Annotated in this window: 24 protein-coding genes and 1 pseudogene; 14 read left to right on the forward strand and 11 right to left on the reverse strand. The window is 65.6% G+C overall.

Translation table 11 applies throughout. The annotated features are described in order from the left end of the window. Position 1: 1 nt before the first annotated feature. The 5 genes from SLQ30_RS04460 to SLQ30_RS04480 are packed head-to-tail and all read left to right on the forward strand — an operon-like array spanning position 2 to position 4,626. Positions 2-889: an enoyl-CoA hydratase/isomerase family protein gene (locus SLQ30_RS04460; RefSeq protein WP_319448901.1), complete on the forward strand. Its 888-nt coding sequence runs from the start codon at positions 2-4 to the stop codon at positions 887-889. Continuing rightward, positions 886-2,181: an aromatic ring-hydroxylating dioxygenase subunit alpha gene (locus SLQ30_RS04465; RefSeq protein WP_319448900.1), complete on the forward strand. Its 1,296-nt coding sequence runs from the start codon at positions 886-888 to the stop codon at positions 2,179-2,181. Before SLQ30_RS04460 ends, SLQ30_RS04465 begins: the two co-directional genes overlap by 4 nt. Then, a complete protein-coding gene (locus SLQ30_RS04470; protein WP_319448899.1) occupies positions 2,178-2,516 on the forward strand; it encodes a hypothetical protein in 339 nt (112 codons plus the stop codon). The genes SLQ30_RS04465 and SLQ30_RS04470 overlap by 4 nt, the downstream gene beginning before the upstream one ends. Then, on the forward strand, positions 2,513-3,703 hold the full coding sequence (locus tag SLQ30_RS04475; RefSeq protein WP_319448898.1) for a CoA transferase: 1,191 nt from the start codon (positions 2,513-2,515) through the stop codon (positions 3,701-3,703). Before SLQ30_RS04470 ends, SLQ30_RS04475 begins: the two co-directional genes overlap by 4 nt. Before the next feature lie 8 nt (positions 3,704-3,711). Next, positions 3,712-4,626 (forward strand): CoA ester lyase, encoded by a 915-nt coding sequence (locus tag SLQ30_RS04480; protein WP_319448897.1) that lies wholly within the window; start codon positions 3,712-3,714, stop codon positions 4,624-4,626. A gap of 14 nt (positions 4,627-4,640) precedes the next feature. Here SLQ30_RS04480 and SLQ30_RS04485 read toward each other — a convergent pair whose 3' ends face one another. From SLQ30_RS04485 to SLQ30_RS04530, 10 genes are all read right to left on the reverse strand, one after another. Then, positions 4,641-5,105, reverse strand: a complete 465-nt coding sequence (locus SLQ30_RS04485) for a MarR family winged helix-turn-helix transcriptional regulator (RefSeq protein ID WP_319448896.1) — start codon at positions 5,103-5,105, stop codon at positions 4,641-4,643. Between the two features lie 51 nt (positions 5,106-5,156). Beyond that, a complete protein-coding gene (locus SLQ30_RS04490; RefSeq protein WP_319448895.1) occupies positions 5,157-5,921 on the reverse strand; it encodes an amino acid ABC transporter ATP-binding protein in 765 nt (254 codons plus the stop codon). Then, on the reverse strand, positions 5,921-7,699 hold the full coding sequence (locus SLQ30_RS04495; RefSeq protein ID WP_319448894.1) for an ABC transporter substrate-binding protein/permease: 1,779 nt from the start codon (positions 7,697-7,699) through the stop codon (positions 5,921-5,923). The genes SLQ30_RS04490 and SLQ30_RS04495 overlap by 1 nt, the downstream gene beginning before the upstream one ends. Before the next feature lie 48 nt (positions 7,700-7,747). After that, complete coding sequence (locus SLQ30_RS04500) at positions 7,748-8,434, reverse strand: GntR family transcriptional regulator (RefSeq protein ID WP_319448893.1); 687 nt, start codon at positions 8,432-8,434, stop codon at positions 7,748-7,750. Positions 8,435-8,491: 57 nt separating this feature from the next. Next, on the reverse strand, positions 8,492-9,307 hold the full coding sequence (locus SLQ30_RS04505) for an LLM class F420-dependent oxidoreductase (protein WP_319448892.1): 816 nt from the start codon (positions 9,305-9,307) through the stop codon (positions 8,492-8,494). Positions 9,308-9,355: 48 nt separating this feature from the next. Then, on the reverse strand, positions 9,356-9,484 hold the full coding sequence (locus tag SLQ30_RS04510) for a hypothetical protein (RefSeq protein WP_319448891.1): 129 nt from the start codon (positions 9,482-9,484) through the stop codon (positions 9,356-9,358). A 37-nt stretch (positions 9,485-9,521) separates the two neighbouring features. Next, entirely contained in the window at positions 9,522-10,421 is a 900-nt protein-coding gene (locus SLQ30_RS04515) for an alpha/beta hydrolase (RefSeq protein WP_319448890.1), read from the reverse strand. 142 nt (positions 10,422-10,563) lie between these two features. Next, complete coding sequence (locus SLQ30_RS04520) at positions 10,564-11,646, reverse strand: inositol-3-phosphate synthase (protein ID WP_319448889.1); 1,083 nt, start codon at positions 11,644-11,646, stop codon at positions 10,564-10,566. Between the two features lie 52 nt (positions 11,647-11,698). Continuing rightward, a complete protein-coding gene (locus SLQ30_RS04525) occupies positions 11,699-12,247 on the reverse strand; it encodes a PadR family transcriptional regulator (protein ID WP_319448888.1) in 549 nt (182 codons plus the stop codon). Between the two features lie 134 nt (positions 12,248-12,381). After that, complete coding sequence (locus SLQ30_RS04530) at positions 12,382-13,239, reverse strand: DUF1707 domain-containing protein (RefSeq protein WP_319448887.1); 858 nt, start codon at positions 13,237-13,239, stop codon at positions 12,382-12,384. Between the two features lie 122 nt (positions 13,240-13,361). On the opposite strand from SLQ30_RS04530, the gene SLQ30_RS04535 reads away from it, so the two are divergent. The 9 genes and pseudogenes from SLQ30_RS04535 to SLQ30_RS33085 all read left to right on the forward strand — a co-directional run. Then, positions 13,362-13,796: a DUF5318 family protein gene (locus SLQ30_RS04535; RefSeq protein ID WP_319448886.1), complete on the forward strand. Its 435-nt coding sequence runs from the start codon at positions 13,362-13,364 to the stop codon at positions 13,794-13,796. Then, entirely contained in the window at positions 13,789-16,263 is a 2,475-nt protein-coding gene (locus SLQ30_RS04540; RefSeq protein WP_319448885.1) for a transglycosylase domain-containing protein, read from the forward strand. Before SLQ30_RS04535 ends, SLQ30_RS04540 begins: the two co-directional genes overlap by 8 nt. A 35-nt stretch (positions 16,264-16,298) precedes the next feature. Then, complete coding sequence (locus SLQ30_RS04545; protein WP_319448884.1) at positions 16,299-17,927, forward strand: glycosyltransferase family 87 protein; 1,629 nt, start codon at positions 16,299-16,301, stop codon at positions 17,925-17,927. A gap of 157 nt (positions 17,928-18,084) precedes the next feature. After that, complete coding sequence (gene rpsF / locus SLQ30_RS04550) at positions 18,085-18,375, forward strand: 30S ribosomal protein S6 (protein ID WP_319448883.1); 291 nt, start codon at positions 18,085-18,087, stop codon at positions 18,373-18,375. 90 nt (positions 18,376-18,465) lie between these two features. Then, a complete protein-coding gene (locus SLQ30_RS04555; protein WP_319448882.1) occupies positions 18,466-18,981 on the forward strand; it encodes a single-stranded DNA-binding protein in 516 nt (171 codons plus the stop codon). A gap of 55 nt (positions 18,982-19,036) precedes the next feature. After that, the gene (gene rpsR / locus SLQ30_RS04560) at positions 19,037-19,297 is read left to right on the forward strand and encodes a 30S ribosomal protein S18 (RefSeq protein WP_319448881.1); all 261 of its coding nucleotides are present in this window, start codon (positions 19,037-19,039) and stop codon (positions 19,295-19,297) included. An 11-nt stretch (positions 19,298-19,308) separates the two neighbouring features. Then, positions 19,309-19,764 carry a 50S ribosomal protein L9 gene (gene rplI, locus SLQ30_RS04565; protein WP_319448880.1) on the forward strand — a complete coding sequence of 152 codons (456 nt, stop codon included), beginning with the start codon at positions 19,309-19,311 and terminating at the stop codon, positions 19,762-19,764. A 518-nt stretch (positions 19,765-20,282) separates the two neighbouring features. After that, the gene (gene dnaB / locus SLQ30_RS33080; RefSeq protein WP_413467929.1) at positions 20,283-22,088 is read left to right on the forward strand and encodes a replicative DNA helicase; all 1,806 of its coding nucleotides are present in this window, start codon (positions 20,283-20,285) and stop codon (positions 22,086-22,088) included. A 21-nt stretch (positions 22,089-22,109) separates the two neighbouring features. Further along, positions 22,110-23,372 (forward strand): annotated as a pseudogene (locus SLQ30_RS33085) (LAGLIDADG family homing endonuclease); the annotation flags it as partial. 361 nt (positions 23,373-23,733) lie between these two features. On the opposite strand, the gene SLQ30_RS04575 reads toward SLQ30_RS33085, so the two are convergent. Next, positions 23,734-24,285 (reverse strand): YaeQ family protein, encoded by a 552-nt coding sequence (locus tag SLQ30_RS04575; RefSeq protein ID WP_319448879.1) that lies wholly within the window; start codon positions 24,283-24,285, stop codon positions 23,734-23,736. Positions 24,286-24,380: the final 95 nt, after the last annotated feature.

The raw sequence follows: 24,380 nt of genomic DNA on the forward strand, positions 1-24,380 counted from the left end.
CATGGCCAAGCGATCGAGGTTCACCGAATACCAAAACAGCTATGCCAACTACAAATTCGAACTCACCGAGGACGGCATTCTGTTCATGCAGTGCCACACCGACGGCGACAGCCTGGTGTGGAGTTGGAAGGCACACGACGAGATGTCGGACGCGTTCGCCGACATCGCGGGTGACCGCGAGATCAAGGTGCTGATCCACACCGGCACCGGCGAGAACTACAACGCCAACTGGGGGCTTCTGCCCAACGGCGAACCGCCTGAGGTGCCCATCTACCAGGCCATGCCCGATACCCGTGGGCTGAACAAGCTCGACGAGAAGGCTTGGTACGCGCGACATTTGATCTTCAACGTGCTCGACGTCGACGTGCCGATGATCAGCGCTGTGAACGGGCCCTGCAACATGCACTCCGAGGTGCCGATCATGGCCGACATCGTGCTGGCCTCCGAGGACGCCTACTTCCAGGACGCCTCGCACTTCCCGCGCGGCCAAGTGCCCGGTGACGGCCAGCACGTCATCTGGAGCGTCCTGGCTGGGCACAACCGGGCCCGTTACTTCCTGCTCACCGGCCAGAAGGTCAGTGCTCAGGAGGCCAAGGAGTGGGGCGTGGTCAACGAGGTGCTCCCGAAGGACCAGCTGCTCGATCGCGCCTGGGAACACGCGCGCGAACTAGTCAAGCGACCGCCGCTGACGCTGCGGTACACCCGCCAGCTGTTCACCAACCCGCTCAAGCGCGCGTTCGTCAACGAACTCGGACACGGCCTCGGCCGTGAGACCTATGCGCAGCGGGCGTTCTTCCCCTTCGGCGGCGAAATGGAGCCACTCGACCGGCCGTGGGACCAACAACCCTGGAGCAACGGACAACTCACAGACAAGGGAGCCAAGCAATGACGAGTATCCAACAGAAGCTCGCCACCGGGCGTGGCAAGTACACGCCCGAGTACCCCGAGCTGGGCACCGGCCCGGTGAACTACGAGGACTCCATCTCCGAGGAGTTCTTCGTCGCCGAGCGCAAGGCGGTGTTCGAGCAGAACTGGTTGTGCATCGGCCGCAGCGAGCGGTTGCCGAAGAAGGGTTCCTTCTTCACCCGTGAACTCCCGGGCGGACTGGCCTCGATCGTGGTTACCCGTGGGCTCGACGACAGCGTGTATGCGTTCCACAACGTGTGCGCGCACCGCGGCAACAAGGTGGTGTGGCAGGAGCATCCGGCCGAAGAGCTCTCGGGCACCTGCCGCCAGTTCTCCTGCAAGTACCACGGTTGGCGGTACGGCCTCGACGGCGGCGTCAGCCACATCACGAACGAGGGCGAGTTCTTCCACCTCGACAAGAGCAAGCTGCAGATGCCGCCGGTGCACTGTGACGAGTGGGCCGGGTTCATCTTCGTCAACCTGGCCAAGGATCCGGAGCCGCTGCGCTCCTTCCTCGGCGAGGGCCTGCTCGAAATAGAGAAGTACCCGTTCCACCTCATGACGCAGCGGTACGGCTTCTCCACCCGCATCAAGGGCAACTGGAAGCTCGCGGTCGACTCGGTGTGCGAGTGGTATCACCCGCCGTATGTGCACGGACGATTCATCGACCCCGACGTCGCCAAGGCCGAGCAGTTGGTGCCGCCCATCGACTCCTATCACTACGACTTGTTCAAACCGCACATGCTCACGTCGGTCCCCGGACCACCGCAGCTCAAGCCGCGGGAGCCGGGGAATGCCGGGGCGGCGCGCCAGGAGCAGAAGTGGGTGTACCGGCTGTTCAGGGCGGGCCTCTTCGGACCCGACGACGTCCCGGACATCGGCCCGCTGCCGGAGTTCCTGAACCGTGGTGACATCGCGTCGTGGGGTAACGACCAATTCTGGGTGTTCCCGAACATCTCGATCCAGATGTGGGCGCGCAACTTCTACATCACCTACACCTACTGGCCGGAGACGGTCGACACGCACATCTACGAGATCGACATCTACTTCGTTCCGCCGGCCAATGCGCACGAACGGCTGGCGCAGGAACTGGTGGTGGACAGCACGATCGAGTTCGCGATGCAGGACGTCAACACCATCGAGGCCACGCACTCGGCCCTGAAGACGCGGGCGCAGGACACGTTCTTCCTGAGCGACCAGGAGTTGCTCATCCGGCAGTTCCACTCCGTCATCCGCGAAACCGTCGCCGCTTACCAGTCGGGAGAGCCCAAGTGACCACCGAACACTCACTGCCCGAGGGCTTCTCGGAGCTCGAACCGTACGTCGGGGACTGGGCGCTGGCCACCCGCAAGGAACGGTATGCCGCACGCCTGGACCGTCCGTTCGACGACCTCGTCGTGTTCTACGACGCGGTCGCTCCCCGCGCGGAGGAGGCCATCGCCTATCTCGACGGGCTGAACATCAACGCGCTGCCTGCGGACGCCACCAGGCTGCTGCACCTGTTGTACTCCTTCATCCTGGTGTCGTACGCGGTGAACGTCTTCCACCAGAACAGGATTCCGGATTCGGGCGCCGCGTTCTTCGACATGGTCGCCGAACCGGCGGTGTGAGCGCGCTCAGCGGACTGCGGGTCGTGGACGCCGCCACACTCGCCGCGGGGCCGCTGGTCGCCACCAACCTCGGGGAGTACGGCGCCGAGGTGATCAAGGTGGAGCAACCCGGTGTCGGTGACCCGCTGCGCACCTGGGGGGCTCGCCGCGAAGGCATCGGGTTGGTGTGGAAGAGCGTGAGCCGCAACAAGAAATGCGTCACGCTCGACATGCGCCGGCCCGAGGGCAGGGAACTGCTCCACGGATTGCTCGCCGAGAGCGATGTGTTCGTGATCAACACCCGACCGAGCACGCTCGCGCGGTGGGGCTTGGACTATGACTCCGTGCACGCGCGGCATCCGCGACTGGTCATGCTGCACGTGACCGGCTACGGCGCGGACGGGCCCGCGAGCGACCGGCCGGGCTTCGGCACCTTGGCCGAAGCCATGAGCGGTTTCGCGCACGTCACCGGGCAGGCGGGTGGGCCGCCGACGCTGCCACCGTTCATGCTCGCGGACGGTGTCGCCGCCCAGTACGCCACCCACGCCGTCATGACGGCGCTCTATCATCGCGACGTCCACTGCGCCCCAGGGCAACTCGTCGACATCAGCTTGATCGAACCACTGGCCCGGCTCGTCGAACAGGCCACTCTGGCCTACGACCAGCTCGGGCAAGTGCAGGGCCGCACCGGAAATCGCGCCGACGCCAGCGCACCGCGCAACGCTTACCGAACGTCTGACGATCGCTGGATCGCCATCTCGAGTGCGTCCTCCAGCGTGGCGGCCAGGGTGTATCGCGCCATCGACAGACCCGACCTCGCGGAGCGCCCGGAGTACGTCGACCCGATCCCGCGCCAGGAGCGGGCCGACGAGATCGACGCGTTGGTGGCGGCCTGGATCGGCGCGCATACGCTTGAGCATGCGATGAAGGTATTTCTGGCCGGAGACGTTGCGGCCGCACCGATCTACGATGCGCAGCAACTGATGGGCGACGAGCACCTACGCGCACGAGGCACTTGGAAGAAGTTCGAGGATCCGGAGCTTGGCGCGGCGACCGTACAGGGCACCGTCGCGAAGTTGAGCGAAACGCCCGGCCGCACCAAGCATCTCGGGCGCCCACTCGGCGCGGACAACGACACCGTGTACTCCGAGCTACTTGGCCTGAGTGCTGACCGGCTTGCCGAACTCCGTGCCGCAGGCACCATTTAAGGATGGTTATGACCCGAAGTCGTCCGCGCAGAAGCGAACTCGCGACCCCGGCGAGCAACGAGCACATGTGCGAAGTGGCCGCGAAGGCGGGCGCCGACCTGGTGTTCCTCGACCTCGAGGATGCGTGTGCCCCGGCGGTCAAGGAGTCCGCGCGCGCCACCGCAGTAGCCGCGCTGACTGAACTGGACTGGGGCGACACCATCCGGGCGATCCGGATCAACGGCCTCGACACGCCATGGTGCCACGGTGACATCGTCGAAGTGGTCACCGGAGCCCGCGACGCACTGGACGTCATCATCATCCCGAAAGCGCTTAGCGCACGCGAGGTCTGGTGGGTCGACGTATTGCTCACTCAGCTGGAGACCCAGCTGGGCTTGACGCGCCCGATCGCGCTGGAAGCGCTGATCGAGGAGGCCGAGGGGCTGCTGAATGCGCAAGAGATTGCGCGCTCGAGCCCTCGCCTCGAGGCCATCATCTTCGGCGCGGGTGACCTCTCGGCGTCGTTGCGCGGCCGGGTGGACGGAAACTTCCAGCCGGTCGGGGACTATCCGGGCGACTACTGGCATGCCGTGCGTGTTCAGGTGTTGGCGGCGGCCCGCGCGGCGGGCGTCGCCGCGATCGATGCGCCGTACCCCAGTTACCAGGACGGAGCGGGTTACCGACGGGCGGCGACGCACGCGAGTCAGCTGGGCTTCGACGGCAAGTGGGCCATCCACCCCGATCAGGTGCCCATCGCTCACGAGGTCTTCACGCCGACGGCGGAGGAACTTTCCGAGGCTCGCGCCATCGTCGCTGACTACCGGCGCGCGGAGGCTGAGGGCATCGGGGCCGTGGGTCGGGAGGGCAAGCTCGTCGACGCCGCGCTGATGCGGCACGCCGCGAACGTGCTTCGGCGGGCAGTGCCGCCGGAGGCGGTGGAATAGCAGAAGCCGCCGGACTAGCTCTGAGTTTGCTCGGCCAGTCGAGCCAGCGGCGCCAAGGCCTTCGCCAGGGTGTCGCGCTCCTCGATGGTCAGATGGCTGAGCATCGCGGCCAGCGCGGCCCGACGGGTCGCGAGCGCCTCGCGGTGTTGGACCAGACCCCGCGGGGTCACGTCGACGAGCACCGCACGCAGGTCGGAAGGGTCGCGGGACCGCTTGACCAGGCCCAGCTTCTCGAGTCTGCGGATGGCGACCGTGGTGGTGGGCGTCCGGACGCGTTCATGGGCCGCGAGCTCGGTCATCCGGATCGGGCCCTGGTCGAGCAGGGTCAACAGGATCGACAGCTGAGCCAGCGTCAGGTCAGCGCCGCCCTCGGGAGCGTTGCGATTGGCGTCGGTGCGCCGCAGTACCGAAAAGAGCTTGGAGAGCACCTGTTGGAGCTCGCCTGCGAGCTCGGTGACCTGTGGCTCGGTTTCGACCATAGTTTGGCAGTCTAACCTGTCGGCGCCTGCCAGAAGCTGAATGCGTCGGGTTTATAGCACCTGTGAAAGGAATCGCTGGAGTCGCTCGGTTTCGGCCGCCTCGAAGATGTGCTGCGGCGGACCCGACTCCACCACCTGCCCGCGATCCATGAAGACCACGGTGTCCGACGTCGACCGGGCGAAGCCCATCTCGTGGGTGACGACGACCATGGTCATCCCGTCGGCCTTGAGCTCGGCGATGAGCGCCAGGATGCCCTTAACCAGTTCGGGATCGAGGGCCGAGGTCGCCTCGTCGAAGAACATCAGCTGGGGTGACATGGCGAGCGCGCGAGCGATGGCGACGCGCTGTTGCTGCCCACCCGAGAGCGTGGCGGGACGCGCATCGGCCTTGTGCCGCAGGCCAACTCGCTCCAACTGCGCGAGCGCGAGTTCGCGGGCCTCATCGGCGGAGAGCTTCTTCAGCTTGCGAGGCCCGAGCGTGACGTTGTCGAGCACGCTCTTGTGGGGGAAGAGGTTGAACTGCTGGAACACCATGCCGATGCGCTGCCGAAGTTCGTCGGGGTCGTCCTTGAGCACCGATCGCCCGTCGAGCAGAATGTCGCCGCTATCGGGTTCGTAAAGCCGGTTCAAGGCGCGCAACAGGGTCGACTTACCGGAACCGGACGGCCCGATCACGGCGACGGTGGCGCCCGCGGGCACGTCTACGTCGACACCCCGCAGGACCTTGTTCGTTCCGAACGCCAGGTGAATGTCCTTGCCAGTCAGGGACACCGGCTCGATGCGCGTGGGCGGAGCCGTCTGTGACGGTGCGGACATCAGCTCATCTCCTGGGTTGCGGTCGGGGCCAACGGATCCTCCGGCTCGGCGACCGTCCTGCCCCGCCGCAGCCTGGCGTCGATGTAATTCACCAGGTGCGTCAAGGGGATGGTCAACACCAAGTAGAAGAGGCCCGCCGCCACCAGCGGAGAAAGGTTTCCGGTCTGCGCGTTGAGGTCGCGGCCGACCTGGAACAGCTCGCGCTGGCTGGCGATCAGGCCGAGGAAGTACACCAGCGACGAGGCCTTCAGCAGCGAGATGAACTGGTTGACCAAAGCAGGCAGTACGCGGCGGATGCCCTGGGGCACGACCACCAGCCGCATCGACGACGAATAGCTGAAACCCAGTGCGCGCGAGGCCTCGAGCTGGCCTGCCTCGACACTCTGGATGCCGGAGCGCAGGATCTCCCCGATGTAGGCCGCCGCCATCAATCCGAGTGCCGCGATGCCAAGGGGGTAGGGGTTGTTGCCCGTGAGACCGCCGACGATCGGTCCGACGCCAAGGCCGATGATCAAGATGATGACCACTTCGGGCAGTCCGCGGAAGACGTCGGTGTAGACCCTGGCCGGCCAGCGCAGCCAGCGGGCCCGGGAGATGCCCGCGACGGCCAGCAGCAGGCCGAGCACCAGGCCGATCACGCTCGCACTGACGGTCAGGATCAGCGTGTTCGGCAGGCCCGTCTTGAACAGGTCGGGGATGGCCTTCTTGTAGAGCCCCCAGTCGAGGAACGAGTCCTTCAGTTGTCGCAGTACCGATTTCGGTGCGACGGCCGAGTTGTCGGCCCCGGGTTCCTTGCTTGCGGCGATCGCCGCGAAGTCGGGAAGCACCGGCGCGGGTGCGGCCTTGCTGCCGGGCTTCCAGCCGGGCGGTAGTGCACGCGGCACCCAGTCGGAGTACAACTTCGCCCACGTTCCGTCGGCGATCACGGCGTCGAGCCCGGAGTTCAGCGCGTCGATGAGCGGCTTGTTCTCGTTCGCGACCGCGTAGGCGACGAAGTTGTCGAGGCTGAAGGTGTTTTCGACGATCTGCGCGGCGTCGCCCGACTTCACGGTGCCGACCGCCTGCTGCGACGGCGCCACCCAGGCGTCGATCTGGCGCGTCTTCAGGCTGGCGTAGACGGTGTTGTAGTCGGGGAACTTCACCGGGTCGAGATGCAGGGTGTCGACGACGTAGGCCTCCTGCACCGTGCCCTGCACCACGCCGATGCGCTGCCCGGGGGCCAGCTTGTCGAAGCCGGTGATCGGTGAGCCGGGAGGGACGACCAGCGAGAAGTAACCGAAGTCATAGCCGTTGGTGAAGCCGACCGTGCGGCGCCGGGCGTCGGTGGTGGTGATGGACGACGAGCCGACGTCGAAACGGCGGGCCGCCACCTGTGCGAGCAGACCGGAGAAGTCGGTGCCGACGAAGTTGATCTTCAGCCCGAGCTTGTCGGCGATCGCCCGCAACAGTTCGTTGTCGAAGCCCGTGAACTGACCTGCGGCGTTGATGCAGATGCTCGGTGGGGCGTCCGACAGCGTGCCGACGGTGAGCACCCCGGGGGTGCCGAGGCTGAGCGTGTCGAGCTTCACCGAACTCAGCGGTTGGACACCCGGGGTCGTGTACTTGTCTTCGCCAGGACCCTTCGCCGCCGATGCGAGGTTGGTCGGTAGCGCGCTCGCGCTCTGCACGCCGGGCGGCGCGCACTGGTCGTTGTCGGCGCCTGCCGGCGGGGCCCAACCGAGCGTGACGACCAACAGGGCCACCAGCGTGGTCACGGCAGCCTTGAGTAACCGCGTCATCCTGGCAACGTATCGGTCGCCGCGGCCGCGTCGAAGCATTGCGCTCATTCAGAGTGTGTTCGGCAGCGCATGCGTGTTCGAGCCGGGACCAAGCACCCGGCGGCGGACCAACTCGGCGAGCATGATCCGGCCCATCACCTCGGAGCGGCCGGTGCACGCCGCGCGCGCGCCATCCGGATCGCGATCGCGGAGCGCCGCGAACTCATCTTCGTAGTACTGAAGCAGTTCGCGGTGGTTGTCCTGGTAGGTCGACCAGACGGCCGGTGGCATGAAGATCTGAGATGCGCGGATGGCGGCGCTCAGCCGGGGGCCTGCGTGCGCGTCGTTGATCTTCTTGCGGAAGCGCCTGGCGTGTTCGGGAAAGACCCGCGTACCGGCGCTGCTGCGCAAGCCCTTCAGCTGAATATCGAGGTCCTCGAGCAACTTCGGCGTGGGATTGGCAGCCGCATGGGCCGACGCCGTGCCGTTCAGCACTCCGTACAACTCATGGTGTTCGAGCACCACGCTCTCGTCGAATCGTGCGACGTAGGCGCCCCGGTGGTAACGCGTGGTGAGCACGCCAACGTGCTCGAGCTGGATCACGGCCTCCTGCACGGGATTTCGGCTCAGTCCCAGCTGCTCCGCGATCTCGTTGCGGTCCAACCGATCTCCGGACCGCAGCTTGCCAGTCAGGACCAGGTTCACGACGTGCGAGACGACCTGGTCCTTCTCTTTGACACCGTAGTTCTTGGGCATGCCGGGGAGGAGTCTCTCACGGTTTTCACAAATTTCGACGCGATCCTCCGATTCGAGCTAGCCGCCCGCGCGCTCGTCACGCCATCGGCAAAGGGCTTCGGCGTTGCTCAGGTCGTAGTCGGGGCCGTTGACTCCGACGGTCAGCAGGCTGACGCCGAGTCCGACGAGCGCTTCGGCATTGGCGAGCAAGGCCGCCTTACCCTCGCCGCGCGCCACACCACTGTTGTTCTCCACGCCGGCCGACCGCTCGATGGTCGAGGGATCGCGGCCAAGATCGGCACAGTGCTGGTCGAGCACCGTGGCTTTGCCGGGGTAGGTCTCGGCAGTCGTGAAGCCGTGCCACATGGTGGCGTACTCGGCGACCAGCCGCAGCGTCTTGCGCTCGCCCTGTCCGCCGATCAGGATCGGGATGTCGCGTAGCGGGGCGGGGTTGAGCTTCGCCAACCGCGACACGATGCGGGGCATCGACACGGCAAGGTCATCGAGTCTGCTACCGACGGTGCCGAACTCGTAGCCGTACTCGACGTAGTCCTTGTCCTTCCAACCCGAGCCGATGCCGAGGATCAGCCGCCCGTCTGAGATGTTGTCGACGGTGCGGGCCATGTCGGCCAGCAGTTCCGGATTGCGGTAGGAGTTGCAGGTCACCAGCGCGCCGATCTCGATGCGCGACGTCTGTTCGGCCCACGCGCCGAGCATGGTCCAGCATTCGTAGTGGGCGCCGTCGGGATCGCCGTACAGCGGGTAGAAGTGGTCCCAGTTGAACGCGACGTCCACACCGATGTCCTCACAGCGCCGGACGGCGTCGCGGATGTGGCCGTAGTTGGGTGAGTGCTGCGGTTGAAGCTGGACGCCGATGCGTGTTGGGAAACTCATGCCGTCCACGGTAATGACACGGCGCTGAGGCTCAGGCACGAACGGGAATCAGTCCGCCGGGGCTAGCCGCTCGGGTGGCTCGGTGGGTGTCAGGCGCTCGGGCGTCTCCGCGGGTGTCAGGCGCTCGGGAGTTTCAGCGGGGGTCAGCGGCTCGGCCGGTTCGGTGGGGGCGGTCATGGAAGTGGGTTACCCGTAAGCCCCACGAACCAAAAGTTCAGCCCCCGAGCACGCCACGCAGCAGCTCGACCAGTGCGGCCGGTTGGTCGCCCTGCACGGAGTGGCCGGAGTCGGCGACGACGTGCGTGCGCTTGAACCCCGGCGCACCCTTGGCGAACGCTGCGGCGTCCTCATCGTTGACGAAGAACGAGTTGGCCCCGCGGATCAGCGTGGTCGGCATGGTGATCGACGGCACGTCGTCCCACAGATTCTCGAACCCCTCGCCCTTGCGGAACGAGTCGTAGCGCCACGTCCAGGCACCGTCGTCGAGTTGCTTGGAATTGTGGAAGACGCCGCGCCGCAATGAGTTCCGGTCGCGGTGTGGCGCGGCCGCTACCGTCACGTCGAGCATGTCCTGGAACGTGGCGAACGTTCGGTCACCCTGCACCAGCGCGACCGTGCCCATCTGCGCCTTGGTCATTTCCTCGTGGCGCTCCGGGGCCGACGGTGTCACGTCGACGAGCACGAGTTCGGGCACCAGGGCGGGCTCGGTGGCGGCGATGCGCAGCGCCGTCAGTCCTCCGAGTGACATGCCGACGAGCAGCCGCAAGTTAGGTGCGTACTCGTGCAGCACGGGTAGCACCTTCTCGGCCGCGAGCTTCGGGCCGTAGTCGCCGTCCTCGCGCCACGCGGAACGGCCGTGTCCGGGCAGGTCGACGGCCAGCGCTGGTAGGCCGAGGCCAAGGATGACGGTGTCCCAGGTGTGGGCGTTCTGGCCGCCGCCGTGCAGGAACACCACCTGGGGTGACGCAGTTCCCCACTTGAGTGCGCTGACGTCGCCGGACTCGATCCGCTCGACGGCGGGCAGCGGGCCCGTCACGCCAAGCTGTTCGGCGTTCTCGCGAAGCAGCGCGAATTCGTCGAGGCCCGAAAGTTCGTCGTCGGAGATCTGCACCATGACACGACCCTACAAACTCGCGGAAATTCACATGCGATCGCAGGGGCGCCCTTGGGTACAACGCGTTGAGATAGCACTGGCGGCGAGGAAGTTCGAGTAACCCTCGCCGTCAGTGCTACCTCAACGTAAGAAGCGGTGGTGATTAGCCCTCGATGAAGGTTTCCAGCTGCGTGCGCGCGATGTCGTCGGCCAGCTGCTTGGGCGGGCTCTTCATCAAGTACGCCGAAGCGGCCTCGACCGGTCCACCGATGCCACGGTCCAACGCGATCTTCGCGGCACGGACCGCGTCGATGATGACTCCTGCGGAGTTCGGCGAGTCCCAGACCTCGAGCTTGTACTCAAGGTTCAGCGGCACGTCACCGAAGGCGCGACCCTCGAGGCGGACGTAGGCCCACTTGCGGTCGTCGAGCCAGCCGACGTGATCGGACGGACCGATGTGCACGTCCTTGGCGTTGAATTCCTTCTGCAGGTTCGACGTGACGGCCTGGGTCTTGGAGATCTTCTTGGACTCCAGCCGCGAGCGCTCGAGCATGTTCAGGAAGTCCATGTTGCCACCGACGTTCAGCTGCATCGTGCGGTCGAGCTGCACGCCGCGGTCCTCGAAAAGCTTGGCCATCACGCGGTGGGTGATGGTGGCGCCGACCTGGCTCTTGATGTCGTCGCCGACGATCGGGACGCCGGCGTCTTCGAACTTCTTGGCCCACACCGGGTCGGAGGCGATGAACACGGGCAGCGCGTTGACGAACGCGACCCCGGCGTCGATGGCGCACTGCGCATAGAACTTGTCGGCCTCTTCGGAGCCCACCGGAAGGTAGGACACCATGACGTCGACCTTCGCGTCCTTGAGCGCCTTGACGACGTCGACGGCCTCGACGTCGGAGATCTCGATGGTCTCGGAGTAGTACTTGCCGATGCCGTCAAGCGTCGGTCCGCGCTGCACGGTGACATTGGTGGGCGGCACGTCGGCGATCTTGATGGTGTTGTTCTCGGAGGCGAAGATGGCCTCGGAAAGGTCGAAGCCGACCTTCTTGGCGTCCACGTCGAACGCGGCGACGAACTTGACGTCCCGCACGTGATACCGGCCGAGCTTGACGTGCATCAGGCCGGGGACGGTCGAGTTCTCGTCGGCGTCGAGGTAGTACTGCACACCCTGCACCAGGGAGGACGCGCAGTTCCCGACACCGACAATGGCGACCCGGACGTCGTTCGACGTGTTTTCGGACATGAGACTGTCTCCTTCTTCCACTGATTACTTCGGTGCTGTTGTCGGGTGCTGCTCAGGGCTGGTTTTCGGCGCGTCCCTGCGCCACGCGTTCAGCCGCGATCAAATCGTTTAGCCACTTGACTTCGCGCTCGCTGGATTCCAAGCCAAGTTGATGCAATTGGCTGGTGTAGCGGTCGAACGAGCTACTGGCCCGTGCGACGGCTTCACGCAAGCTCTCGCGACGTTCCTCCACTTGACGACGGCGCCCCTCGAGAATCCGCATCCGGGCTTCGGCCGGCGTGCGGTTGAAGAAGGCCAGGTGAACCCCGAACCCGTCGTCGGTGTAGTTCTGTGGGCCGGTGTCGGCGACCAACTCGGCGAACCGTTGCTTGCCCGCGTCGGACAGCTGGTAGACGCGGCGGGCGCGGCGCACCTTCGTGCTGCCGAGCGGGGCGGCGTCCTCGACGATGAGTCCGTCGGCCTGCATGCGGCGCAGCGCGGGGTACAGCGAGCCGTACGAAAAGGCGCGGAACGCACCGAGTAGTCCGGTGAGCCGTTTGCGAAGTTCGTACCCGTGCATCGGTGATTCGAGCAGAAGGCCCAGTACCGCGAGTTCCAGCATTCGAATCACCTCCTGAACGGCGCGTAGCTCAACCGCTACGACGACTCAACACCTCGGCCAACTGTATCGCACCGATATATACGACGTTACATCGGCGCCACGGGTTCCGCGCGGCTTTTGGGCGTCGCTGCAGGTCAGGAAGTCTTCACGGGGGTGATGGACTTGATGGCGCCGTCGGGAGCCAACTCCAGGGTTCCGTTGCCGAACTCGCCGTCCACGGCAATCCGGATGTTGACCGCGTCAGGGGTCAACGGGTCCCGTGACGGGTCGATGTTGATGGTGACGTCGTCGATCCGCTGCGATCCCATTTCGAGGGTCTGCGGCGCGCCCTTCACCAACCCCATGACCTTGGGCCACTCGAAATTGGACAGGTCGACGACGCGTTGACCGTCGCTCTTCGTGCCCTCGGACGGATCACCCCAGCCGCCCTGGTAGCGGTAGTTCAGCACCCGCCGGTCGTCGCGGGGGTCGGTCCGTTGCAGGTAGGCGTCGTCGGGGTTGATCGACAGGGAGTAGCCGGTGGTGTCGCCGAACTTCGTGCGCATCTGCGCGAACAGTCCGCTCAGCCCGCCGAGCGACTGCAGTTCCTTCGGAGGCGTGACCACGACGGGTACGACGCCGTCGGGCTTCGCCCCGGGATCGGTCGTGAAGTCCAGCGGCGACGTGGAGTTGCCGTAGAGCCCCCATCCGATTGCAATGCCCAGCACGACCAGCACCGCCGTCACCGCAAGCGGAATCCCCCAGGCCCGCTTCGTGCCGTCGGCGCGTAGCCGCGACTCCTTCTTCAACTCGGGCAGGGCCTGCTCGGTCTGTAGGTCGCCGACGAGCGATTGGAGGTCGCCGAGCGTGGCGGCGGTCGTCGCTGCCGCCACGCGCTGGCGGTGCTCTTCCATCGACAGCTGACCGTCACCAAGCGCACCGTCGAGAATCTGGCACGTCCTCGTGCGGTCGTCGTCCTTGGCCCGTGTCCCTGCCGTCTGCCGCGTCGCCACGCGCTGATCGTAGGAGTTCACCGGCCATCACCGCAGACCAGATGGCGAACTGAAAGGCGCGCCGTGGTCGAGCTGGCCCCGTCGCACCTCCGCCGCCAGGGTGCCGACGTACTCTGGTCAACGTGCGATTGCAGCGACAGGTGGTGGACTACGCGCTCAAGCGGCGGTCCCTGCTGGCTGAGGTCTACTCGGGCCGGACCGGTGTCTCCGAAGTGTGCGACGCCAATCCGTATCTGCTGAGGGCGGCGAAGTTCCACGGTCGGCCGAGCAAGGTGATGTGCCCTATCTGCCGCAAGGAGCAGCTCACGCTGGTGTCGTGGGTGTTCGGCGACAGCTTGGGCGCTGCTTCGGGCTCGGCCCGCAATACCGAGGAACTCGTGATGCTGGCCGCTCGCTTCGACGAGTTCAAGGTGCACGTCGTCGAGGTCTGCCGCACCTGCAGCTGGAATCATCTGGTCAAGTCATATGTGCTCGGCGCGCCTGCCCCTCGAAAGGGAGCGGCGCGCACGAAGGGCACCCAGCCTGCGCGCACCGGCGCGCGCACGGCCAGTGAATAGCGAAGGGCGCCACAGCAGGTCACCCAGTGATGCCCCGCAGGGGCCCGCGGTTGACCAGGCTGGGGCGGCGCCAAACAGGCCGTCACCGTCGGCCGCCGATGACCGCGTGACCCAGGCCCTGCCCCCTCGACGGCCCGATCCTGCGGTGCCGGCCGATGACCGCCGGACCATGCTGTTGCCCCCGGTTCCACCGCTGCCGAGCGACGGGATGCGCGACCCGATCGACATCGTCAAGGCGGCGCTCGACGGGACGCCGCCACCCAGGCCGCCCGGCGGACCCCCGCCCCGCGGCGGCCCACCCGGCGGTCCGCCCGGGAAACCTGCCCAGCCGCCGAGGAAGATCAACTGGAAGTGGGTGCGCCGCAGCGCCTACGCGGGGCTCGCAGCCTGCCTGTTGCTGCCGATCATCACGTTCGCGATGGCGTACTTCATCGTCGACATCCCCAAGCCCGGCGACATCCGGACCAACCAGGTCTCGACCATCCTTGCCAGCGACGGCAGCGAGATGGCGAAAATCGTTCCACCGGAAGGCAACCGGGTCGACGTCGGCATCGACAAGATCCCGCAGCACGTGCGGGACGCGGTGATGGCCGCCGAGGATCGCGACTTCTATACCAATCCCGGGTTCTCGTTCAAGGGCTTCTTCCGCGCGTTCAAGAACAATCTCGTCGGAGGCGACCTGCAGGGCGGGTCGACCATCACGCAGCAGTACGTGAAGAACGCGTTGGTCGGCGACGCGCGCTCCGGGCTTGGCGGGCTCGTGCGCAAGGCCAAGGAACTCGTCATCTCCACCAAGATGTCGCGCGAGTGGTCCAAGGACCAGGTGATGGAGTCCTACCTCAACATCATCTACTTCGGCCGCGGCGCCTACGGCATCTCTGCGGCGTCGAAGTCCTACTTCGGCAAGCCCGTGGACCAACTCAACGTCGCCGAGGGGGCGCTGCTGGCCGCGCTCATCCAGCGCCCGTCGGGACTGGACCCGGCCGTCGACCCCGAAGCGTCCGCCGAGCGGTGGAACTGGGTGCTCGACGGCATGGTCACAATCGGGGCGCTTTCGCCGGCCGACCGTGCGGCGCAAGTCTTTCCGCCGACCGTGCCACCCGATCAGGCTCGCAATCAGGACCAGACGACAGGACCGAACGGCCTCATCGAACGCCAGGTCACCAAGGAACTGCTTGACCTGTTCAACATCAACGAGCAGCAGCTGAACACCGAGGGACTGCAGATCACGACGACCATCGACCCGGAGGCCCAGCAGGCCGCCGAGGACGCCGTCGCCAAGAACCTCGACGGCCAGGATGCTGACATGAGGTCGGCGGTCGTCTCTGTCGACCCGAAGACCGGAGGCATCAAGGCCTACTACGGAGGCACCGACGCCAACGGCTTCGACTTCGCGCAGGCCGGGTTGCCGACGGGTTCGTCGTTCAAGGTGTTCGCACTGGTGGCCGCGTTGGAGCAGGGCATCGGACTCGGCTACCAGGTCGACAGTTCGCCGGTCACGGAGAACGGCGTCACGATCACCAACGTCGAGGGCGAAGGGTGTGGCACCTGCTCGATCGCGGAGGCGTTGAAGCGCTCGCTGAACACCAGCTACTACCGGCTGATGCTCAAGCTGAAGCACGGCCCACAGGACGTCGCGGACGCCGCGCACCAGGCCGGCATCGCTGAAAGCTTCCCCGGCGTCGAGCACACGCTCTCCGAGGACGGCAAGGGCGGGCCGCCCTACAACGGGGTTGTGTTGGGGCAGTACCAGACCCGGGTGCTCGACATGGCGTCCGCCTACGCCACACTGGCCGCCTCGGGCGTATATCACCGACCGCATCTCGTGCAGAAGGTCGTGAGCTCCGACGGTCAGGTCCTGTTCGACGCGTCGCAGCAGGACAACACCGGGGAGCAGAAGATTCCAAAGGCGGTGGCCGACAACGTCTCCGCCGCAATGCAACCCATCGCCGGCTGGTCCAACGGGCACAACCTGGCCGGCGGCCGGGCTTCCGCGGCCAAGACGGGCACCAACCAGCTCGGCGACACCGGAGCCAACCGCGACGCCTGGATGGTCGGATACACGCCGTCGCTGTCGACGGCGGTCTGGGTCGGCACCACGCAGGGCACCAAGCCACTGGTCAACAAGTCGGGCGGGCCGGTGTACGGGTCGGGCCTGCCGTCCAACATCTGGAAGTCCACGATGGACGGCGCCCTGAAGGGCACCGACAACGAAACGTTCCCGAAGCCAACGGAGATCGGTGGCTATGCCGGTGTGCCGCAGGCCCCGCCGCCTCCGCCCGTTGCGCCGCCTCCGCCGGCGGAGACGGTGATCCAACCGACTATCGAACTCGGGCCGGGAATCACCATCCCGTTCGGTCCGCCGACGACGGTGACGCTGACGCCCGCGCCGCCACCCGGTGAGCAAGGGGCCGGGGCGCCACCACCGGTACCCGAAACCGTCACCGCCCCGCCTCCGCCGCCGTGACCCCGGAGGACCTGGATCAGGCGACGGATTCACCGGTGACCGAAGCCGAATCGCCCGCTCCGCTGGCCCGTGATCTGCGCAGCGACGACGAGCGCGACCTGCCCAGCCGGACCGACGTCATCGGACGGGCGCTTTCCAACGTCATCGGCGGACCAGTCGGCCGACACGCGCTGATCGGACGCCAGCGCTTCTTCACGCCGTTGCGGGTGATGCTGGTGATCGCGCTGATCTTCCTGGCACTCGGCTACACCACCAAGGCAGCCTGCCTGCAGTCCAAGGGCACCGGTGCACCCGACCAACGCGTGGCGGTCTGGGAGAACAACCGGGCCTACTACGAACTCTGCTACTCCGACACCATGCCGCTGTACACGGCGGAGATGCTGAACCTTGGGAAGTTTCCGTACAAGTCGAGTTGGGTGGAAAAGGACGCCAAGGGTGTCCCGCGCACGCAGTACGACGGCAGCACGGCGATCCGCTACATGGAGTATCCGGTGCTCACCGGCGTCTACCAGTACGTGTCGATGGCGTTGGCCAAGACCTACACCGCGGTGACGAAGGTGGTGGCGGCGGTGCCCGTGGTCGCCGAGGTGGTGATGTTCTTCAACATCGCGGCGTTCGGGCTCGCGTTGGCGTGGCTGGTGACGGTGTGGGCGACGGCGCAGTTGGCCGGGCGACGCATGTGGGATGCGGCCGTCGTGGCTGCCTCGCCGGTGCTGATCTTCCACGCGTTCACCAACTTCGACGCGTTGGCGACGGCGTGCGCCGCTGGGGCGATGCTGGCCTGGGCGCGGCGGCGGCCGGTGCTGGCTGGCGCGTTGATCGGCGTCGGCGTGGCCTTGAAGTTGTACCCGCTGCTGTTGTTCATCCCGCTGCTGATCCTGGGGCTGCGCACCGGTCGACTGCGCGACGTCGGCAAGTCAGCGCTCGCCGCGGTGGCGACGTGGCTGGTGGTCAATCTGCCGGTCATGGTCATGTTCCCAAGGGGTTGGGCGGAGTTCTTCGTCCTGAACACACGTCGTGGCGACGACATGGACTCGCTGTACAACGTGGTGAAGTCGTTCACGGGTTGGAGTGGATTCGATCCGGCGCTTGGGTTCTGGGAACCGCCGTCGATGCTCAACGCGGTCTCCGCTGCGCTCTTCATAATCTGTTGTATCGCAATCGTTTACATCGGGCTGACGGCGAAGCAGCGGCCACGGCTGGCGCAGTTGGCGTTCCTGGTGGTCGCGGCGTTCCTACTCACCAACAAGGTGTGGAGTCCGCAGTACTCGCTCTGGCTGGTGCCGCTGGCGGCGCTCGCACTTCCGCACCGTCGGATCCTGTTGGCGTGGATGACGATTGACGCACTGGTTTGGGTGCCGCGCATGATGTTCCTGCACGGTGAACAGAACATGGGATTGCCCGAGCAGGCGTTCACCACGACGGTGCTGCTGCGGGACCTCGCGGTGATGGCGTTGTGCGCGTTGGTGATCCGTCAGATCTATCGCCCCGACCTGGATCTGGTCCGCGATCATGGGCGGGTCGACGACCCGTCGGGTGGTCCATTCGAGGGGGCCCCCGATGCCCCGCCGTCATGGTTGCGCATCGGTTGGCGCCGCCCCCGCCAGGAGCAGCCTGGGCATTTGCTGTCAGAACAGCCGAAGGACGTCATGCTCGACGCGTGATTCCCACTCGGTGCACGACGAGCGCGCAGGGCGCCCCATCGCCGATTTCTCTGGTCAGCGCTCTTTCCTGTAACCTAGCCCGGTTGCCGACGCAGGCGACCCTCCTGCCACGGATACGCCGTGGCCGCACACGACCATAGGAGGTGATGGGTTCCTTATGCGTCCATACGAAATCATGGTCATCCTTGACCCCACGCTCGATGAGCGGACAGTAGCCCCGTCTTTGGAGACGTTCCTCAACGTCATCCGCAAGGACGGCGGATCTGTCGACAAGGTCGACATCTGGGGCAGGCGCCGCCTGGCCTACGAGATCGCCAAGCACGGCGAGGGCATCTACGCCATCGTCGACGTGAAGGCCGAACCGGCCACGGTGTCCGAGCTGGATCGCCAGCTCAACCTGAACGAGTCCGTGCTGCGGACCAAGGTCATGCGGACAGACAAGCACTAGTCGTCAACCGCACGTGCGCGTCAGCGGTGTTCCGTAGGCTCGCCTGCGACCGCTAGTTCAAGCACGCCGCCCAATCTGCAGGAGGACCCCGTGGCTGGTGACACCATCCTCACCGTCGTCGGAAACCTGACCGCCGACCCGGAGCTTCGCTTCACCCCGTCGGGTGCAGCCGTCGCGAACTTCACCGTCGCGTCGACGCCGCGCACGTTCGATCGTCAAACGAACGAGTGGAAGGACGGCGAAGCGCTGTTCCTTCGATGCAACATCTGGCGCGAAGCGGCCGAGAACGTCACCGAGAGCCTCACTCGCGGCTCGCGGGTGATCGTGACCGGGCGGCTCAAGCAGCGTTCGTTCGAGACCCGCGAAGGTGAGAAGCGCACCGTCGTCGAGCTCGAGGTGGACGAAATCGGTCCCTCCCTGCGGTATGCGACGGCCAAGGTGAACAAGGCCAGCCGCAGTGGTGGAGGCGGCGGCGGCTTCGGTGGTGGCGGAGGTGGCGGCAGTGCCCGTCCGGCGGCCAGCAGCGAGGCGCCCAAGGACGATCCGTGGGGCAGTGCCCCAGCGTCCGGTTCGTTCAGCGGTGCCGACGAAGAACCGCCGTTCTGACAAGACCCTTTAGCGAATCCCTTAGCGAATCAAGGAAGAGATAGGCAAGAAAGCAATGCCCAAGACAACGAAGAGGCGCCCGGCTCCCGAGAAGCCGATCAAGGCCCGCAAGTGCGTGTTCTGCTCTAAGAAGGGCAAGCTGCAGACCATCGACTACAAGGACACGCAGCTGCTGCGCACCTACATCAGCGAGCGCGGCAAGATCCGTGCCCGCCGGGTGACCGGTAACTGCGTGCAGCATCAGCGTGACATCGCGATCGCGGTCAAGAACGCCCGCGAAGTGGCGCTGCTGCCGTTCAGCGCGGCGACGCGGTAGAGGAGACAGACATGAAGCTGATTCTCACTACTGAGGTGGAACACCTGGGCTCGGCTGGCGACACCGTCGAGGTCAAGGACGGCTACGGCCGCAACTACCTGCTGCCCCGCGGACTGGCCATCGCCGCGTCCCGCGGAGCCGAGCGTCAGGCCGACGAGATTCGTCGTGCCAGGGACACCAAGTCCGTCCGCGGGCTCGAGCACGCCAAGGAACTCGAGACGGCCATCACGGCCCTCGGTCCCGTGAAGCTGCCTGCGCACACCGCAGGGGACAGCGGCAAGCTGTTCGGCTCGGTCACCGCTGCCGATGTCGTCGCGGCCATCAAGAAGGCCGGCGGGCCCAATCTGGACAAGCGGACCGTGGTGCTGCCCAAGGCGCACATCAAGTCGATCGGGACGCATCCGATCACCGTGCGGCTGCATCCCGACGTGAACGTCGCGGTGTCGCTGAGCGTCGAAGCGGAGTAACTCGAACGCCGACGACAATTTAGAAGTGCCCGGGTGAGGGGCTTGATCGATCCTCGCCCGGGCCTTGTCGTTTCTGCTGGCGAACTTTGCTCTCTGTTCACTACCCAGCGAACATAACGAGCCGTTAACCTGGGCGCTGCAACGGCGCAACACAACACGCCCGAGACGGCAACCCCGGCCGACACGCCGAGGCAATTCACATCCACAGTTCCATAGGCCACCTGTGGTGCCCTTATCTGCAGGGATGGATTCTGTGGGGCAATTGCTCCACAAGTTGTCCCCAGCGACTCAACATGGGCGACCACGGCTATGCACACGCCATGCACGAGTTCATCCACAGGGTCGCTTTGCGCGGGTTCTAGCAACGTCTAGCGTGAGCCGTCGGAGCCGCACCGGGCAGTGGGCTCAGGCCAGCGCCAACGTCCTTGATGGAGTGGACGTCGGTGGCTTGATTTACTGTCGCGGTGACGGAGTCGAATGGATGTTCGACGGTGACCCCGGGGGAGGTGGAGCGCTTCGTGGCTGTCGTAGACGACCTTGGCCGTTCGGACATGGAGGCCTCGCAGCCCAGCGAGGATTACGGACGTCAGCCACCGCAGGACATGGCTGCCGAGCAGTCCGTGCTCGGAGGCATGCTGCTGAGCAAGGACGCCATCGCCGACGTGTTGGAGCGGCTACGCCCCGGCGACTTCTACCGTCCCGCCCACCAGAGTGTCTACGATGCCATCCTCGATCTGTACTCCCGCGGCGAGCCGGCCGACGCGGTCACGGTGTCCGCGGAGCTGGACCGTCGGGGCCTGCTGAAGCGAGTCGGCGGAGCGCCCTATCTGCACACGTTGATCTCGACGGTGCCGACTGCGGCTAACGCCGGGTACTACGCGGGCATCGTGGCGGAGAAGTCGCTGCTGCGCCGCCTCGTGGAGGCCGGCACCCGCGTCGTGCAGTACGGGTACGCGGGCGCCGAGGGGGCCGACGTGGCTCAGGTGGTCGACCGGGCCCAGTCCGAGATCTACAACGTCACTGAAGGCCGCACCACCGAGGATTTCGTTCCGCTGGAGCAGCTGCTGCAGCCCACCATGGACGAGATCGACGCCATCGCGTCCCAGGGCGGTATCGCGCGCGGCGTGCCAACCGGTTTCACCGATCTCGATGAATGCACCAACGGCCTGCACCCCGGCCAGATGATCGTCGTGGCCGCCAGGCCCGGTATGGGCAAGGCGTTGGCGCTCGACACGCCGCTGCCCACGCCCACGGGCTGGACCACGATGGGCGAGGTTCAGGTCGGTGATGATCTGGTCGGTGCCGACGGGCTGCCGACGCGCGTCGTGGCCGCCACCGAGGTCATGCTCGGCAGGCCGTGCTTCGAAGTGGAGTTCTCGGACGGGACGATCATCGTCGCGGACGCCGATCATCAGTGGCCCACGGAGTCGGGCATCCGTACGACGGCTCAGTTGCGTAGCGGTTCAGACCGGCTCATCCGGGCGAGTGCTTCGGTCGGCTCGGCCGGTCGGACCGCGTTGCTTGCGCCGCCGGTGTACGTGGCGTGGGTACGTCGCGTCGGGACCGTCCCGGTGCGCTGCGTCCAGGTCGACAACGAGTCGCACCTCTACCTCGCAGGCGAAGGCATGGTGCCGACGCACAATTCGACACTCGGACTGGACTTCCTGCGGTCGTGCTCTATCAAGAACCGGCATACGAGCATCGTGTTCTCGCTCGAGATGAGCAAGGCCGAGATCGTCATGCGGCTGCTGTCGGCCGAGGCCAAGATCAAGCTGGCCGACATGCGGTCGGGCCGGATGAGCGACGACGACTGGACCCGACTGGCCCGTCGCATGAGCGAGATCAGCGAGGCGCCGCTGTACATCGACGATTCGCCCAACCTGACCATGATGGAGATCCGGGCCAAGTCGCGGCGGCTCGCCCAGAAGTCGGATTTGCGGTTGATCGTCATCGACTACCTGCAGCTGATGACGTCGGGCAAGAAGGTCGAGTCTCGCCAGCAGGAAGTGTCGGAATTCTCTAGGCAGATCAAGCTGCTAGCAAAGGAACTTGAAGTCCCGGTGGTGGCCATGAGTCAGCTGAATCGCGGGCCTGAGCAAAGAACTGACAAGAAGCCAATGTTAGCTGATCTACGCGAGTCGGGGAGTATCGAGCAGGATAGTGACATGGTGATTCTCCTGCATCGACCCGATGCCTTCGAACGAGATGACCCCCGCGGCGGCGAGGCGGACCTCATCATAGCAAAGCATCGCAACGGTCCAACCAAGACGATCACGGTGGCACACCAGCTACATCTATCGCGCTTCACGAACATGGCGCATTGACCCATGTCGTCGTCGTCGGGTCTGGTCGGTAGCGCGCGAATTCTGCGGGCCGACAACGGCGCCGAAGTGACGTGCGAGGAACTGCGCCGAACCGGCGAGCGGCCGCTTGTGTGGGCGCTCGATCGGCGCAAGCGGCTGGTGGCGCGGTCGGTGACCGACGTGGCTTCCGCCGGACGTCAGGAGGCGTTCACGCTACGGCTGGCGTCTGGCCGAGAATTGGACGTGACCGCCGACTGCGCGTTCATGACGCTTGACGGATGGATGCGGCTCGCGGATCTGGAAGTTGGCGACCGACTGGCGGTTCCGCGCCGCGTGCCCGAGCCTTTTCGCACGCAACGCATGGCAAACGATGAGGTCGTCTTGCTGGCCCACATGATCGGCGATGGCTCATGCGTCAAGAACCAGCCGATCCGCTACGCCAGTATCGATGAAGCGAATCTCAGAGCAGTCACCAACGCGGCCAAGCACTTTGGTGTCACCGCGAAGCGCGATGACTACGCAGCGGCCCGGGTCACCACGCTGAGACTGCCTGCGCCGTACCATCTGACGCACGGCAAGCGGAACCCGATCGCGGCGTGGCTCGACGGTCTGGGCCTGTTCGGAAAACGCAGCTATGACAAGTTCGTGCCGGCACCAGTCTTCGCCGGACTGAACGATCAAGTCGCGCTGTTCTTGCGACATCTGTGGTCGACCGATGGATGCGTCATTTGGGACGCGAAGCAAGGGCTAGCGCAGATCTACTACGCCTCGACAAGTCGGCGTCTTGCCGACGACGTAAGGCAGTTACTGCTGCGCCTCGGCATATCGTCGCGGCTCTACCGTGCTTCGAAGGCGGGTTACCGGGATTCCTGGCATCTGCGTGTCTACGGCGTCGCGAACCAGACCCGGTTCCTCCGCACGGTCGACGTGCACGGGGAGAAGTTCTTCGCCGTGCGTGAGGCGCTCACTAACCTCGCCCAAGTCAAGAGCAACGACAACGTCGACACGGTTCCGCGTGTAGTTTGGGACCGCGTACGGCAAGCGCTGACCGATCGACGAATGACTCACCGTGCCTTCGCAGAGGCCATGGACACCAAGTTTTGCGGGTCGACAATGTGGAAGCACTCGCCGAGCCGAGGCCGGCTTCATCGTGCCGCTGCGATCCTCGACGATCGAACGTTGCACGACCTGACCAACAACGACGTCTTCTGGGTCAAAGTCGTAGAGATCACCAGCATCGGGGAGCAAGACGTCTACAGAGTGACGGTGGCTGGTTCGGACAACGTTGTGGCTCATAGCATTTCATGTGGCGTCACGACGGCTCCCGTCGAGCCGGATGGCGCTGTTGACTCGGCCCTGGTCCGGCGAAAGCATTCAGCTCATCTGTGCACCCCGAATCCACCTTCGGCACAGTGCGTTTGAAGACCGATTGAGCCGAGGGTCCTGAATCGGGGCGGACGGGCCGGCCACGGCCTACAACCTGACCGACGCCGCGTGACCCCCCGAGAAGTGCGGTCTTACGGTGCCCGGTGGACGTCGGATAGCTTCCGTGGTGTCCCTCGCCGGCGGCGACCAGTCCGGCCAGGCCCGCCCCCACAACAATGACGTCAGCGTCCATGGGGGCTGACGCTATTCGACTATGGTCAACCACCTCTGGCTCAGACGTTCACTCCAATGGCTCGGGCGTGAAGGTGACGTCGACGCCGCCCACGGTCATCGTCACCTGACCTTCCATCACCATCACCTGCGCCGAGACCCGTCGATCAACAGTCTGAGCCAGCTGCTGCACCGGCTCATGCGGTATCTGCACAACACATAAGTTCGGCAGCCCTGCCACTTTGGGGCCGACGGTGCGCCACCAGGTGGCCACTCCGGCGGCGAACGGGAACAGCAGCACTTGGTCTGCCTGGCTGGCCGCCTTGCCCAAGGCGCGTTCATCGGGCTGGCCGACGTTGATCCACTCCAGGATCCGGCCCGTGTAGTCGGCGAGCCGCAAGTCCGGTACACCAGGGGTCGACAGGCCCGCCCCGAACGCCAACTCACCGTCGACTTCGCTTAGCCGGTGTGCGCGCAGCCCAAACGCCAACAACCGCACCACCATCCGCTCATCGGTCTCACTGGGATGACGGGCTACGGTCAGCGTGTGATCGGCGTAGTAACCGTGATCGACATCGGAGACGCCAAGTTCGACTTTGAACACTGTTGCAGAAAGGGCCACGTCATAGTGTCCACCCTGGTGGTGTTCCCCGAGCAGTCAGGCCGCTTCGAGTGGTCGGGCCGCCACGGTACAAGGAAAACAGCAAAGAGGCGTCA

Origin of the sequence: Mycobacterium sp. RTGN4 (assembly GCF_033804635.1) — a bacterium.
In the GTDB taxonomy this organism is placed as follows: domain Bacteria; phylum Actinomycetota; class Actinomycetes; order Mycobacteriales; family Mycobacteriaceae; genus Mycobacterium.

Excerpts from the sequence above, each read along its gene's own strand:
- SLQ30_RS04460 (WP_319448901.1), top strand. The coding sequence starts at position 2 with ATGGCCAAGCGATCGAGGTTCACCGAATACCAAAACAGCTATGCCAAC.
- SLQ30_RS04465 (WP_319448900.1), top strand. The coding sequence starts at position 886 with ATGACGAGTATCCAACAGAAGCTCGCCACCGGGCGTGGCAAGTACACG.
- SLQ30_RS04480 (WP_319448897.1), top strand. The coding sequence starts at position 3,712 with ATGACCCGAAGTCGTCCGCGCAGAAGCGAACTCGCGACCCCGGCGAGC.
- SLQ30_RS04485 (WP_319448896.1), bottom strand. The coding sequence starts at position 5,105 with ATGGTCGAAACCGAGCCACAGGTCACCGAGCTCGCAGGCGAGCTCCAA.
- SLQ30_RS04490 (WP_319448895.1), bottom strand. The coding sequence starts at position 5,921 with ATGTCCGCACCGTCACAGACGGCTCCGCCCACGCGCATCGAGCCGGTG.
- SLQ30_RS04495 (WP_319448894.1), bottom strand. The coding sequence starts at position 7,699 with ATGACGCGGTTACTCAAGGCTGCCGTGACCACGCTGGTGGCCCTGTTG.
- SLQ30_RS04500 (WP_319448893.1), bottom strand. The coding sequence starts at position 8,434 with ATGCCCAAGAACTACGGTGTCAAAGAGAAGGACCAGGTCGTCTCGCAC.
- SLQ30_RS04505 (WP_319448892.1), bottom strand. The coding sequence starts at position 9,307 with ATGAGTTTCCCAACACGCATCGGCGTCCAGCTTCAACCGCAGCACTCA.
- SLQ30_RS04510 (WP_319448891.1), bottom strand. The coding sequence starts at position 9,484 with ATGACCGCCCCCACCGAACCGGCCGAGCCGCTGACCCCCGCTGAAACT.
- SLQ30_RS04515 (WP_319448890.1), bottom strand. The coding sequence starts at position 10,421 with ATGGTGCAGATCTCCGACGACGAACTTTCGGGCCTCGACGAATTCGCG.
- SLQ30_RS04520 (WP_319448889.1), bottom strand. The coding sequence starts at position 11,646 with ATGTCCGAAAACACGTCGAACGACGTCCGGGTCGCCATTGTCGGTGTC.
- SLQ30_RS04525 (WP_319448888.1), bottom strand. The coding sequence starts at position 12,247 with ATGCTGGAACTCGCGGTACTGGGCCTTCTGCTCGAATCACCGATGCAC.
- rpsF (WP_319448883.1), top strand. The coding sequence starts at position 18,085 with ATGCGTCCATACGAAATCATGGTCATCCTTGACCCCACGCTCGATGAG.
- rpsR (WP_319448881.1), top strand. The coding sequence starts at position 19,037 with ATGCCCAAGACAACGAAGAGGCGCCCGGCTCCCGAGAAGCCGATCAAG.
- rplI (WP_319448880.1), top strand. The coding sequence starts at position 19,309 with ATGAAGCTGATTCTCACTACTGAGGTGGAACACCTGGGCTCGGCTGGC.